General features: G+C 61.1%; 15 protein-coding genes and 1 pseudogene. 6 read left to right on the top strand and 10 right to left on the bottom strand.

The features are described 5' to 3' along the window. A pseudogene (locus PG879_RS03965) lies at positions 1-129 on the top strand (IS5-like element ISAs34 family transposase); the annotation flags it as partial. Positions 130-319: 190 nt separating this feature from the next. After that, on the top strand, positions 320-532 hold the full coding sequence (locus PG879_RS03960) for a hypothetical protein (RefSeq protein WP_270829793.1): 213 nt from the start codon (positions 320-322) through the stop codon (positions 530-532). Between the two features lie 128 nt (positions 533-660). Here PG879_RS03960 and PG879_RS03955 read toward each other — a convergent pair whose 3' ends face one another. The 3 genes from PG879_RS03955 to PG879_RS03945 form a co-directional block, all read right to left on the bottom strand. Further along, entirely contained in the window at positions 661-1,035 is a 375-nt protein-coding gene (locus PG879_RS03955) for a hypothetical protein (protein WP_042014970.1), read from the bottom strand. 148 nt (positions 1,036-1,183) lie between these two features. Continuing rightward, positions 1,184-1,435: a hypothetical protein gene (locus PG879_RS03950; protein ID WP_039039818.1), complete on the bottom strand. Its 252-nt coding sequence runs from the start codon at positions 1,433-1,435 to the stop codon at positions 1,184-1,186. A gap of 388 nt (positions 1,436-1,823) precedes the next feature. Next, a complete protein-coding gene (locus PG879_RS03945) occupies positions 1,824-2,729 on the bottom strand; it encodes a LysR family transcriptional regulator (RefSeq protein ID WP_270829792.1) in 906 nt (301 codons plus the stop codon). 116 nt (positions 2,730-2,845) lie between these two features. On the opposite strand from PG879_RS03945, the gene PG879_RS03940 reads away from it, so the two are divergent. The 3 genes from PG879_RS03940 to PG879_RS03930 all read left to right on the top strand — a co-directional run bounded on the left by PG879_RS03940 (position 2,846) and on the right by PG879_RS03930 (position 4,879). Continuing rightward, positions 2,846-3,265, top strand: a complete 420-nt coding sequence (locus tag PG879_RS03940) for an ester cyclase (RefSeq protein WP_103260887.1) — start codon at positions 2,846-2,848, stop codon at positions 3,263-3,265. Between the two features lie 3 nt (positions 3,266-3,268). Further along, complete coding sequence (locus PG879_RS03935) at positions 3,269-4,312, top strand: SDR family oxidoreductase (RefSeq protein WP_270829790.1); 1,044 nt, start codon at positions 3,269-3,271, stop codon at positions 4,310-4,312. Positions 4,313-4,375: 63 nt separating this feature from the next. Continuing rightward, the gene (locus tag PG879_RS03930; RefSeq protein WP_270829789.1) at positions 4,376-4,879 is read left to right on the top strand and encodes a histidine phosphatase family protein; all 504 of its coding nucleotides are present in this window, start codon (positions 4,376-4,378) and stop codon (positions 4,877-4,879) included. A gap of 274 nt (positions 4,880-5,153) precedes the next feature. Here the strand turns inward: PG879_RS03930 and atcC are convergent, their stop codons facing one another. The 4 genes from atcC to atcJ are packed head-to-tail and all read right to left on the bottom strand — an operon-like array spanning position 5,154 to position 7,698. After that, entirely contained in the window at positions 5,154-6,056 is a 903-nt protein-coding gene (gene atcC / locus PG879_RS03925; RefSeq protein WP_202016056.1) for a cold adaptation protein AtcC, read from the bottom strand. Positions 6,057-6,067: 11 nt separating this feature from the next. After that, positions 6,068-6,835, bottom strand: coding sequence for a cold adaptation protein AtcB (gene atcB / locus PG879_RS03920; protein WP_010672787.1), 768 nt, complete (start codon positions 6,833-6,835; stop codon positions 6,068-6,070). A 12-nt stretch (positions 6,836-6,847) separates the two neighbouring features. Next, a complete protein-coding gene (atcA, locus tag PG879_RS03915) occupies positions 6,848-7,390 on the bottom strand; it encodes a cold adaptation protein AtcA (protein ID WP_270829788.1) in 543 nt (180 codons plus the stop codon). A 23-nt stretch (positions 7,391-7,413) separates the two neighbouring features. Continuing rightward, complete coding sequence (atcJ, locus tag PG879_RS03910; protein WP_024943298.1) at positions 7,414-7,698, bottom strand: cold adaptation protein ActJcold adaptation protein ActJ; 285 nt, start codon at positions 7,696-7,698, stop codon at positions 7,414-7,416. A 267-nt stretch (positions 7,699-7,965) separates the two neighbouring features. Between atcJ and PG879_RS03905 the strand changes: the two genes are divergently transcribed. Then, entirely contained in the window at positions 7,966-8,376 is a 411-nt protein-coding gene (locus PG879_RS03905; protein WP_041212307.1) for an EF-hand domain-containing protein, read from the top strand. 76 nt (positions 8,377-8,452) lie between these two features. On the opposite strand, the gene PG879_RS03900 is transcribed toward PG879_RS03905, so the two are convergent. From PG879_RS03900 to PG879_RS03890, 3 genes are read right to left on the bottom strand one after another with little or no spacing between them, the layout of a single operon-like run. Further along, positions 8,453-8,977: a protein disulfide oxidoreductase gene (locus PG879_RS03900; protein WP_270829787.1), complete on the bottom strand. Its 525-nt coding sequence runs from the start codon at positions 8,975-8,977 to the stop codon at positions 8,453-8,455. Positions 8,978-8,980: 3 nt separating this feature from the next. Beyond that, a complete protein-coding gene (locus tag PG879_RS03895) occupies positions 8,981-9,721 on the bottom strand; it encodes a DsbA family protein (protein ID WP_113069041.1) in 741 nt (246 codons plus the stop codon). Between the two features lie 10 nt (positions 9,722-9,731). After that, positions 9,732-11,771, bottom strand: coding sequence for a protein-disulfide reductase DsbD family protein (locus PG879_RS03890; RefSeq protein WP_270829786.1), 2,040 nt, complete (start codon positions 11,769-11,771; stop codon positions 9,732-9,734). Positions 11,772-11,807 lie beyond the last annotated feature (36 nt).

The following is an 11,807-nucleotide window of genomic DNA, read 5'->3' as shown; positions in this document are numbered from 1 at the left end:
TTGAAGAAGTTTCGCCGGTTTTCAACGAGATATGAAAAGCTAGCCAAGAGTTTTGCAGCCTTTATCAAACTGGCTTTTTGCCTTCGCTACTTGCGCGAGTTATGTGTGGACAGAAAACCAGCATTTTGAGAACACAGCCTAGGTTGCGAGTAGTTAGATCGCTGGACGGTGATGCGCTGTGGCACCGAGTATCCCGTGGTCATAGATTTTCGCGAGAGCGGGATGGATAGCGCTATGTGGACCATCACCCCCTGACCCTGCCAACTTCCTGCCCGGGGCCTAAACTGGAAGAGGACACCCCAGTGCCAGGAGGCCAGACATGAATACTGAGAAAGCCATAGGGCTTATCGAGGCCCACGGAGTCTTTCACGGGGATCACTACAGCTTCAACAGCGACGAGTTCGTGCAGTGGTGTCGGGAGGATACTCACCAGTCCCTCAGCCTGGAGCAGGCCAATCACGAGCTGGCGCCCTTCTGCATCCGGGTCGGTTACGCCGAGCCGGTCCGGTCGTGGCGTTACTACCTCACCTGAACTACCTCACCTGAGGGGTGACGCAGAGGGCGGGAGGAGCCGCGCGATGCGGTGAATTATTGAAAAAGGAGCCGGCAAGGCTCCTTTTTTGTGATGGGCAGGACGCTGAGCGAAGGCGGGGAGTAGCCCTAGTTGTCGAAGTTCCACTCGATGGGCAGCTCAAGATCGAAAACAAGCTGATCTCCGTCGAGGGTGAAGGCCACGCTGGTCTGGTGCTGGTCGTATTCGTCGATAAGGCGGCAGCTCTCGGAAAAGTTGGATTCGTAGCCAAGGCGGGCAGTGCCGCCGGTGCGAGCCTCGTCGAGTTCCACCCCCAGCACCCGCAGGGGCTCCTTCTGGCTGAGCTTGACCCGGCTGTCGCCCACATCCACCAGCCGCTCCAGCAGGGGGAAGAAATCCTGCTTGTTGGCCTCGATGGCCCGGGAGATGGCTTGCTCCAGCTCGGTGGCGCTGGCAAGGGCGGGATCCAGCGTGTAGCGGGTCTGGATGCTTTCCTGAGTCATATTGTGCTCCTTGGGGCAATGAACCTGCGTCGGCCATCAGCACGATAGGCGGTGCATAAGGCGTACCTAGCCATTAAATAAGGTGGTGATTCATTCTGGTGGATAAAACCATCACAAAACACCGATGAAGGCAGCATATTGCTTCTCATCAGGCGGGAATGCGGCCATTGCGCACCAGGGCCCGGCGGATATTTTTGCACATCTTGCCGAAGCGGTTGAGCTCGTCGAAGCTGGGCGGGATGCCGCGATCGATCTGATATTGCCAGTAGCAGAGGTCCGTATCCACCAGCTCCATCAGCTTCTTGGGGCAGCCGATGCAGGTGTTGTCCGGCCCGCATTTGAAGGTATCCGGTTGATAGAGCGGAAATTCCGCCTTCACGGCGTCGATGATCTGCTGCATGGCGGTCATGCGGTCCGGCTTTCTGCTCACGCCTGGCTCCCCGGCGGCTTGTATGGGGGAGTCATTATATCCCTGCCAAAAACGGGACCAATTAGGCTAACGAGGTAGTCCGACCAGGATGTCCGCCGGCCAGACACCGCAACACCCGGCGGGCCGGGCGTTGTGATGCGACAGGATGGCGGCGAACACGCGCCCTAGAAGTCGTGGTAGAGGGGCCAGCCGAGCAATGTGCTCGAGTACGGCGGGACCCAGAAGTTAGTCATTAGCATTGATAATGGTCATAGGCTTCGCGCGTGTTGATTTTGTGTGGCGATAAACGAGATCACAAACGAAGTGTTTTTATATCTATTTCAATTGGTTGAATCTGAAGGTCCTGTATATGACGCACTCATTTCGGCGCGTCTCCCAAGAGGTGATCTTCGACACTGCTCATGGACAGGGCTTCAATAAGAACCTTCTCCAGGATGACAAAAAAACATTTTATGTGAGCCTGTTTCAATACCTGCGGCCGGGTCACCAGATAGACCTCCATATCTGGAAGCTGGAGTTCCGGGAACAATCCGATCAGACCCTTCGCCAGAATACGGGGCAGCACCGCCACGCCCATACCTCGCCTCACCGATTCGAGTTGAACAGCGAACGAGCTCACGCTGATCGGCGTGTGGTCCAGACCTGCGGCCTTTGCCGCACGCATTTGAGGCAACATGTCCAGCGGAGGAAGCAGGCCAATATTGACCGCAGTGGCTGGAGTCAGCCCCGGAAACCGCTTCAGATAAGCTGCATCGGCGAAGACACCATAAGCGAGCCTGTCTATGAAGCGATAAATAAGCGAAGGTTCGCCCAGATGAGTCGTGCGTACAGCAATGTCTGCGGCGCCGCGGACGATCTTGTGAAAATCGGCTGTGACCAGCAACTCCACCGAGCATCGCGGATGCAGAGTGGTGAAGCGACTCGCGGCCTCCAGCACGCAAGACGAGAACCCCTCTCCTGCACTGACCACTATATTGCCAGATAGCACGGTGTGCGGTTCGGACATGCCCGTCACGGTTTGACGTCTCAAGCCTGCTTCTGCAGCCAGGGCAACGTCCACGAGGGATTGGCCTCGCGGGGTCAATCTGCATCCTTCAACTCCCCGCTCGACGAGTGGCTCGCCCAGTGCGCCTTCAAGCTGAGTCAGCCGTCGCGCCACAGTAGAGGCTGCGATCCCCAGCAATTGGCCAGCCTGAAGAAAGCTGCCACGTCGCGAGACTGCCAACAACAGGCGAAGATCGTCCCAGTTTGCTTGCAAAGCCATGCTCCATATCTTGCCTGATCTGCAAATTTGCAAAGCCATTATGCAGTAGTCGCTGTTTTTAGATAGCGGCGTCAACGGTATATCTACACTCCCTCGAAAAGAATGGAATGGACTGTATGACAACTGGTTCCAATGGCTATGCGGCATGCGCCGCCAGCGCCTTTAATCGCCGAGACCTGGAGGCGATGCTTGCACTGGTTTCCGAAGACGTTATCTACTTCGATGGCATAGGGATACAAACAGGTCGTGAGGCCATGCAGAAGCGAGAGCTGGCGCTACTCGAAGCATTCCCTGATGCCCAAGTGATCTTGAGCCCATTTGTTGTCACTGACGATCGTTTGGCACTGATCGTCTTCCTGACCGGCACCTTCACTGCACCATTAGTGCTGTCGGACCGGGTGATTCCACCTCATGGGCGCCACATTACCTTGTATTACGCCGCACACCTGACCTTCAGAGACGGCTTGGTCATACGTGAAGAAGTTTTCTTCGACAGTGTGGTATTGATGCCGTTAGCCGACCAGATTGAGGGGTGATGCATGCATAACACATTTGTCACTGGCGCGACCGGCTTGCTGGGCAACAACCTGGTGCGTGAATTGGTCGCTCGTGGTCACGCAGTCAAAGCCCTGGTTCGTTCAAGAGCCAAAGGTGAACAACAGTTCAAGGATTTGCCGGGTGTGGAACTGGTGGTGGGTGACATGGCTGATGTCGATGCGTTCGCTGCGTCGCTACAAGGCTGTGATACGGTGTTCCACACTGCAGCGTACTTTCGCGACTGCTACAAGGGCGGCAGTCACTGGGAGGAGCTCGACAAGATTAATGTGTCAGGTACACGGAACCTGCTTGGCCAGGCCTACAGCGCTGGCATAAGACGGTTTATCCATACGTCTTCCATTGCCGTGCTCGACGGCGCACCCGGCACGTCAATTGATGAAAGCTGTCTGCGGGCCGACGCTGACGCGGATGACTATTACCGCAGCAAGATCTTCGCCGACCGTGTCGTCCTGTCGTTCCTGGAAGCCCATCCCGAGATGCATGCCTGCATGGTCCTGCCTGGCTGGATGTGGGGTCCTGCCGACATTGGCCCGACCTCCTCGGGACAGTTGGTCAACGATGTCGTACGCGGCAAATTGCCCGGACTTATCCCCGGTAGCTTCTCCGTTGTCGATGCTCGCGATGTGGTATTGGCGTTGATCGCTGCAGCCAAGTATGGGCGCCGGGGTGAGCGCTATCTCGCTGCGGGCCGGCATATGACAATGCGTGAGCTGATACCTGTTCTTGGGCGCATCGCTGGCGTCAAGACACCCGTTCGACAACTGCCGCTGCCCTTTTTATACGCCTTGGCGGCGGTGCAGGAGGTCTACGCGCGTATTACTGGCAAGCCCATTCTGCTGAGCATGGCTACGTTGCGCCTGTTGATACGAGAAAAGGACCGCACCTGTTTCAATCACGGCAAAAGTGAGCGAGAACTTGATCTGCGTTTCCGGGCGTTGGAGCAAACCATCACCGACACAGTGGTGTGGTACCGTGATCACGGTTGGTTTGGAACACATCAGGACAAGGGCGTAAACGGACAGTGAGACAGTGAGCAGAAAATAATCCTGATGCGTCACGGCCAGCCAAAGCTGGCCGGAACCGACAAAATGTCAGCGCTCGAGATGAAAGATTGGATCGAGCAGTACGACAGTTCCGACATTACCAAGTACCCCGTCCCGGATGCCAGCAGGCAACTCGCCGCCACCGCCAAGGTAATAGTCTCGAGCAACTTGCCTCGCGCGCTGACCTCAGTCCAGGCTCTCGGCCTGAAGCCCGCCCTCATCGACGGGCTATTTTGTGAAGCGCAACTGCCTTATGGCCACTGGATACTGCCACGGCTATCGCCGTTTGCCTGGGCGTTTATCCTGCGAATTTTATGGTTGTGGGGTTACTCACACAGAGTCGAATCTGTCGGCACTGCGAAGATGCGCGCCAGCACGACAGCTCAACGACTTCAATCCCTTGCCAGCGAAGGACCGGTGCTGCTGCTCGGTCATGGCTTTATGAATCGAATGATCGCCAGACAACTGGAGGCAGATGGATGGACTCGCCAAACAGGTAACGGCAGCCAATATTGGAGTGCGACTGTGTATCAAAATGACAGCATTTAAGAGGTGAGCGCTTCTGTTACACAGAGATCGGCGACCCCCCTTCGAAATTGACTGGGCCGATACGGGTATGGTTGCAATGACCTGCGAGCGTTCCGAGAGAAGCGCTCGACGCCTTACAATTGGGTTGGTTGTACGTTGGTGCTTATATAGGGGCGTGTTCTATTGGCAGTGCTTGTTCGGCGGCGGCTACTGCCAGGCAGATAGCACAACGCCCGGCAAGCCGGGCGTTGTGGGGAGGAGCGGCGGGGGCCGTCCTGCAAGGGGGTATGGCCCCTTAGAAGTCGTGGTAGAGGGGCCAGCCGAGCAGGGGGTGGCGGATCCCGGCGCGCATCTCCATGTTGTCGAGCTTCTCCGGCGAGGCGTCCTCTTTTTGCAACTGCTGGTACTGACGCACAAACCCCAGGGTATGCAGCAGGTTGGGCACAAAGCCCGGGCTCAGCTCCTGACGCAGGGCGGCGGCCATGTCGGCGGGCAACGCGCTCAGCATCAGGGTGAGCTGGGCGGCGAGGTAGTCGGTGTCGTACCAGCCCTCGTCGAGCTCAATCTCCCGCGCCAGCTTGCGCTTGAGATCCTGCTTCACCTTGAGGGGGGCGGCGCCACTGCCCTTGCCGCAGAGGATGCGGTAGAGCAGCGCCTCGGCCAGCTTGTCCTCCATGGTGGGGTGGTCGCTCTCGCAGGCGAAGAAGTGCTGGTCGATGAGCGCCATCAGGCGGCTCTTGTTGTGCTCGGTCAGCGCCTTCTCGTACTCCTGCCACCCTTGCCACTCCTCCACATCGGGGGGGCTGGAGATCTTGTCCAGCAGGCGCGCATCCACGTCACCGTAGAGGCTGTTGCCAGCCTGCTTGGGGCTGACGGTGATGAGCATGGACCAGCCCTTCTGGAACGGCTTGATGGGGCCTTCTGGCGCCTGCAACAGGGCCAGTGCCTTGGCCGGATCCCGTTGGGAGAGCTCCTGCAGACCGAGGCTCACCACGCCGATGACGTCGTGGGCGGCCTGCTCCAGCAGGTGCATCTTGTACTTGTTGTAGTACTTGTCGGCGAATTTGAGGCTCATCAGCACCGCCTTGCCTTTGATGGCGGCGAGCTGCTGCTGACTCAAGAGTTCGTTGTCGCGGCCAAAGCGCAGCACCTGGCTCAGAAAGGGGCCCTGGTTGGCATCGCGAATGACTAACTGCATGAATGGGCTCCTTAATCCAGAAAGCTGAACATGTCGTCGACGTCGCCGTACTCGTCTTCCTCGACCTTGTTCTTCTCTTTGGCCTGCATCACCAGCTCGGCGGCAAACTTGTTGATGATGCCGTCCCAGGTGGAGTGTTCGTTGCGCAGCAGCGACTTGATGGATTTTTCCACCTCGGGGGCCAGCTCGCGAATGAGCATCAAGAGGCTGCGGGGGTCGTCCAGCGCGTAGTCGTGGCTGTCTTCGGCCTGCTGGCGCTCGCTGTAGCGCAGGGACTCTTCGAGATCTTCCTCTTCGGCGTGCAGCACGTCGCGATAGCCCTCGTCCTCTTCATAGCGATCGCCGCGATAGAACTCGATAAAGGGGATGGCGAGGTAGAAGAGACCGGCCGGATCCTCGGCCACGCACTCGAGGATCTCCCGCTGCTTGGCTTCGCTCTCCTGGGTGCGGATCAGGTAGTTGAGGAAGTCGAAGGTGTGCTGTTGCAGCTCGTCGGCGTTGTTCTTGATCGCCTCTTCCCAGTAGAGCGGCTGCTGGCAGACGATGTCGCGGATCCGCTCCGGGGTCATCAGCTCGGAGATGATGGAAGGGAAGGAGATGTCGTGCTGGCCGTTGATCTGGGTCAGGGTAACGATATCAATGTTTTCAATCACTTCTGCCAACTGGTCGTCAGACATGGTCTTGGCGATCAGCTCGAACTTCTCGCTGGCCTGCTTCGGCTCGATGACGGCCAGCTCTTTGATCTCGATGGCGGTAATTTCTATCAGACTGTTGCTCATGCCTTGCCCCAATTAGAAACGGACTTCGTCGTACATATCCTGATCGCCGTCGTCATCACCATAGCGGCCACTGCCGCCGTGGTAATCGGCGTCGGCATCTTCCCCGTCTTCCTCTTCTTCGTCCCGCAGCTCATAGTCGTCATCAGCGCGGTGGCTGCCGCGGGGCAGCGGGTTGTCCAGGAGGAACAGCACGGCGCAGGCTTCCATCAGCTGATCTTCGCTCTGTGCCCGCACCGCCTTGACCAGCGGCAGGATGGCGTTGTTGAAGCCGACGCTCACCTTGAACTCGTCCCAGGAGGGCTGCTCGCCGCTGGCGAGCCACTTGTTCCACTGCGACTTGGCCTTGGGCGGGAACTGCACCCGGCCATAGAGGGCAAGCGGCAGGTATTCGGGCATGAACTCCAGCATGCTCATGTCGGCCAGCAGCAGGGCCTTCATCTGGTCGGTGAACTGCTCGAGCCCCTTGGGGTCGTCCTGATCCCGGTAGGATTCGATGTTCTCGCTGGCATCGCTTTGCAGGGCCTTGAGCCGTGCCTGGTCCCATTTTTTTTGCATAGTCGCTCTTCTTGCCTGGTGGCTCAGGGGTAGAACTGGTCCCACATCTCCTGCATGGCAGCAGCGGGATCGGTCACGATGACGTTGTTGAAATCCTTGATAAAGGCGGCCCGCTGTTTCGGATCGGACAGCACTTCATAAGCCTGCTTTACCTGGTGCAGCCGGGCGGCTGCCTGCTCTTTCTCTTCTTCGCTCGCCCCGTGCAGCTTGTCGGGGTGGTACTGGTTCGACAGCCGTCGATAGGCTTTTTTGATGTCGTTTTCACTGGCGTTGGACTTGACGCCCAACACCCGGAAGTAGTTGTTCATGACGGATCCTGCCTCACTGGCATGGTGGAATTCATCCTGTGTCGACCTGGTGGCGCAACGTCGGCAAACCAGGCTCGGCAAAAACCGGAGATTTTAACGGAAAGCCGGCGCCTCTGCCATGAAAGTGCGGTCTTTCTGTACGAAAAGAGCGGGCGGTGCGAGATGGCGGTGGGGCTACACTGGCAGAGGGGGGCGGCAGGCCCCGGCGTTGCCCGGCCCCCTCTTGTCCGAACCATCCGGATTCTGCCGTCACAAGGAGTCATCGCCATGGTCAAGTCCGCGTTTTTCGTGCTCGCGCTGGCAGGCAGTGCCGCCTCTGCCAGCGACATATTGCCCGTCTCGCCGCTGATGGGGGATGTCACCAGGGCCCAGTTCATGGAGCGCGCCGCCCAGCGCTTTGCCCTGCAAGACAAAAACGGTGACGGCGTGCTGTCGGTTGCCGAGAAAGAGGCCAACCTGGCAAAGCTGGCTGGCGTGATGCAACAGGCTGGCAAGCCGGTCCCGGAGCGGATGAGCCAGCTCAAGCCGTCGCGGGAGACCACCAGGGCCCAGTTCATGGCGCGGCAGGAGGCGCTCTTCTCTCGCCTGGACAAGAACGGTGACGGGGTGATCGGGGAGTCTGAGCGTCTCGACATCAAGGCCAATCTGGAGAAGCGGGCGATGGAGGCCGCCCAATAGGGCGGGTTGTCAGCCCTCTGATGAAAAAGAGCCCGGTAGCGATACCGGGCTCTTTGCATCTCTGGCATGAAGGGGACTACCAGCTTGCCCAGAGCAGCCGCAACCTGAGCCCCCAGGCGCTGCTCCAGCCGGTGGTGCTGCTCACCAGAGCCCCATCCTTGATGACGAGGAAGGTTGGTGTCACCCCCACCTGCCAGCGGGCGGCCAGATCCCCGGACTCGTCGTTGTGGGTGGGGAAGGTCAGCCCCTTCTTCGCCATCCCGGCGCGCAACGGCTCATCGCTGCCGGAGCGCAGGGCCACCGTCAGCACATTTTCGCCCTCCTGCCAGAGCTGCTCCACCGTGGGAGTGGTGAAGCGGCACTCCCCGCACCAGCTGGCCCAGTAGTAGACCAGCAGGGGCTTGCCGCGGCTCTGCTCGGCCAGCGTGGTGGTGGTGCCGTCCTGCAGGGTGAAGGGGGCCTCCATGGCCCCCGCCGGCAGGGTGGGGCTGCGCCACAGATCCACCAGGGTGGTGATGACGAGCGCCATCAGCAGCAGCCAGAGCGCCTCCTTGCCCCAGCGGCGCCAGCGGGGGGCCTTTATGCCTGTATCCTCGGCCATGGCTTAGCTCCGCTTGGCCAGCTCGGCTTTGACCAGCTGCTCCAGCTCGTCATAGGGAATGGCACCCGGCACCAGCTGGTTGCCGATAAGGGTCGCCGGGGTGCCTTGCACGCCGAGCAGGGTGCCGATGCGCAGGCTGTTGCGCAGCTCTTCGGTGGCCTTGCCTGCGGGCTTGAGGGCCAGGTTGTCGGTGGCGGCCAGCGCCTTGTTGATGTCCGTCTCGGTCAGCATCCCCTGCTTGCTCATGAGCTTGTCGTGCAGGGGGAGGAAGCGGGCAGGATCCTGTTGCCACAGGGTCAGGCTGTACTGGGCTGCCTTGGCGGAGGTCTGCCCCTTGAACGGCAGCAGCTTGATCACCAGCCCCAGATCGTCCGGATAGGCCGCGAGCAGCTTGGCGACCGCCGGGTCGAACTGCTTGCAGTAGGGGCAGTTGTAGTCGGTGAACAGCACTAGGGTCAGCTTGGGATGCTTGGCGCCGAGGCGCGGGCTGGTGGGGCTGTTGAACAGCACATCCTGGTTGCCCTTGATGAAGTCACCCATCTGGGCTTGCTGGGTCGCGGCGTTCTGCTTCTCCCAGGATTCGGCTGCCTCGTCGAGGATCCCGGGGTTGGCGATCAGGGTCTCGCGAATGAGCTCCTTGATGCGGGCCTCCTGCTCCGGGGTGAAGGGGGCGGCGTGCAGCGTGGGGGTGCCCAGGGTGGCGGCGACCAGGGCAGTGCAGAGGGTCAGGGTTCGCAGTCTCATGGCATTCTCCTTAGAAATGGGTGGCATCGGCCTGAACGAGGCCGGCCTTGTGCAAGCTGTCGAGCAAGTCGGCCTTGTCCAGCAGGGGAGAGAGGATCACCCCTTCCGGCAGGCCGGGCCCGTAGATCTGGTTGAAGGGAACGGCGGCGGCGCCACGCTGGCGCAGGAAGGCGGAGATGGCATCGCTCGGCCGGCTCCAGTCGCCGCGAAGGGCCACCACGTCCGGGGCCGACAGGGCGCGCTGCACCTCGTCACGCAGCAGCACGTTGTATTTGTTGGCCTTGCAGGTGACGCACCAGTCGGCGGTCACATCCACGAAGACCCGCTTGTTCTGGGCCAGGGCGTCGGCGATGGCCTGTTCGGAGAGCGGCTGCCAGGCGATGCGATCGACGCTGCCACTCCCTTTCACCGTGAGGGCGCCCCCCAGCAGCAGGGCGCCGCCGATGAGTGCCGAGAGGGAGAGGGCCAGCGTGAAGCCGCGCAGGCCATAGCGCCAGAGGATGCCCATCAGCAGCGCCAGCACCATGGCGGCCATCAGCCAGCCGGTGGCCGTGGTGCCCAGATGGTTGCCAAGCAGGCTCGCCAGCCAGAGGCTGGAGCCCAGCATCATCAGCCCGAGCAGAATACGCAGCCGCCCCATCCAGCGGCCCGGTTTGGGCAGCCAGAGGGCAAGGCGCGGCAGGGCCGCCACCAGCAGCCAGGGCAGGCTCATGCCAAGGCCGAGGGCCGTGAAGATGAGCCAGAGCTGGCCGAGGGGCGCCGCCAGGGCAAAGGCCACCGCGGTGCCGAGGAAGGGGGCCGAGCAGGGAGTGGCCAGCAGGGTGGCGAAGCTCCCCTGCAGGAAGTGACCGCCGAGCCCCTCGCCGCCGAGGGTGGCGAGGCGAGTGCTGAGATTGCTGGGCAACCTTATCTCGAACAAGCCCAGCAGGTTGGCGCAAAACAGCAGGGTGACCAGCACCATGAAGCCGATGAAACCGGCGCTCTGGAACTGGATCCCCCAGCCGACCGCCCCTTGTGTGGCGCGCAGCAGGCTGCTCATGGCTGCCAGCACCCAGAATGAGGCAATGATCCCGGCGCTGGCGGCGAGGAACTGCTTGCGCACGCCTCCTTGTTCGCGCTTCTGCTGCAGCACGGTGCCGAGTTTCAGGGCCAGCACCGGCAGCACGCAGGGCATCAGGTTGAGGATGAGACCGCCGAGCAGCGCTGCCCCCAGCAGCCAGAGGAGTGGCTGCCCCGGGGCCGGCAGGGCGAGGGGATCGGCGATGGTGGCGCGGGTCTGCCAGGCCTGCTCGCCGCTGGTGAGCAGCAGGCCGAGGGATTGGCCACGCAAGTCAGGGGCATCCCCCTGCCAGCCATCGCTGACCGGCACCCGGGCAATCAGGGTGGTGCCGCTTACCTCGAGCGCGGGCTTGCCGAACTCGGCCCCCTCCAGCGCATCGATGAAGAGCGCAGGCTCCTGCCACCCCTCGACCCGCTCGGCCCGCAGTTGCAGCTGGTTGTGCTGGTAGCCGAGCTCGACCCGGGTGTCGGCGGGCAGCGTCTGTGGCAGGGTGCTCATGGCCCGGGCCCAGGCGAAGTCAAAACCGGCCGGCGCCTGCCCATCCGCCGCCAGGGTGAAGGGGTAGTCGGTCAGGATGCAGACATTGCTGCAGGTGGAGAGGCGCAAGGTGCCCTTGAGCGGCTGCCCGGCCGGGTAGCCCAGGCTCAGGGGGAAGCGTACCTGCTCCTGATAGCCCTGGGTGTTGAGCCCGGCCACCTCGAAGGGGCGCGGCGTGGGCCAGTGCCACTGGAAGTCGCCGACCGGCTCATCCCACAGGATCTGGGGCGCAATGCCCCCTTCACCCGGGCTGTGCCAGTAGGTCTTCCAGCCTGACGCCAGCTGGACATCGAGCAGGATGCGGGTCTGATCCGGGACGCTGCGGTCGGCTTGCAGCCTGACCTTGGCGTGACTGTTCTGGGGGCGGGTGAGCCACCCCGTATCGCTGGCCAATCCGCTGGATTGCCACAGCAGGCTGCCCAGTAGCAGGGCCGCCTTGAAGAGATTCGACATGTGTTGGGTCTCGCAAAAAAATGAGTGACAGCAGGC

It is taken from the genome of Aeromonas sp. QDB63, assembly GCF_027707425.1.
GTDB lineage: Bacteria > Pseudomonadota > Gammaproteobacteria > Enterobacterales > Aeromonadaceae > Aeromonas > Aeromonas caviae.
The sequence above is the reverse complement of the archived record's forward strand: the minus strand, read 5'-3'. Positions and strand labels throughout refer to the sequence as shown.

Excerpts from the sequence above, each read along its gene's own strand:
- PG879_RS03960 (WP_270829793.1), top strand. The coding sequence starts at position 320 with ATGAATACTGAGAAAGCCATAGGGCTTATCGAGGCCCACGGAGTCTTT.
- PG879_RS03955 (WP_042014970.1), bottom strand. The coding sequence starts at position 1,035 with ATGACTCAGGAAAGCATCCAGACCCGCTACACGCTGGATCCCGCCCTT.
- PG879_RS03950 (WP_039039818.1), bottom strand. The coding sequence starts at position 1,435 with ATGCAGCAGATCATCGACGCCGTGAAGGCGGAATTTCCGCTCTATCAA.
- PG879_RS03945 (WP_270829792.1), bottom strand. The coding sequence starts at position 2,729 with ATGGCTTTGCAAGCAAACTGGGACGATCTTCGCCTGTTGTTGGCAGTC.
- PG879_RS03940 (WP_103260887.1), top strand. The coding sequence starts at position 2,846 with ATGACAACTGGTTCCAATGGCTATGCGGCATGCGCCGCCAGCGCCTTT.
- PG879_RS03935 (WP_270829790.1), top strand. The coding sequence starts at position 3,269 with ATGCATAACACATTTGTCACTGGCGCGACCGGCTTGCTGGGCAACAAC.
- PG879_RS03930 (WP_270829789.1), top strand. The coding sequence starts at position 4,376 with ATGTCAGCGCTCGAGATGAAAGATTGGATCGAGCAGTACGACAGTTCC.
- atcC (WP_202016056.1), bottom strand. The coding sequence starts at position 6,056 with ATGCAGTTAGTCATTCGCGATGCCAACCAGGGCCCCTTTCTGAGCCAG.
- atcB (WP_010672787.1), bottom strand. The coding sequence starts at position 6,835 with ATGAGCAACAGTCTGATAGAAATTACCGCCATCGAGATCAAAGAGCTG.
- atcA (WP_270829788.1), bottom strand. The coding sequence starts at position 7,390 with ATGCAAAAAAAATGGGACCAGGCACGGCTCAAGGCCCTGCAAAGCGAT.
- atcJ (WP_024943298.1), bottom strand. The coding sequence starts at position 7,698 with ATGAACAACTACTTCCGGGTGTTGGGCGTCAAGTCCAACGCCAGTGAA.
- PG879_RS03905 (WP_041212307.1), top strand. The coding sequence starts at position 7,966 with ATGGTCAAGTCCGCGTTTTTCGTGCTCGCGCTGGCAGGCAGTGCCGCC.
- PG879_RS03900 (WP_270829787.1), bottom strand. The coding sequence starts at position 8,977 with ATGGCCGAGGATACAGGCATAAAGGCCCCCCGCTGGCGCCGCTGGGGC.
- PG879_RS03895 (WP_113069041.1), bottom strand. The coding sequence starts at position 9,721 with ATGAGACTGCGAACCCTGACCCTCTGCACTGCCCTGGTCGCCGCCACC.
- PG879_RS03890 (WP_270829786.1), bottom strand. The coding sequence starts at position 11,771 with ATGTCGAATCTCTTCAAGGCGGCCCTGCTACTGGGCAGCCTGCTGTGG.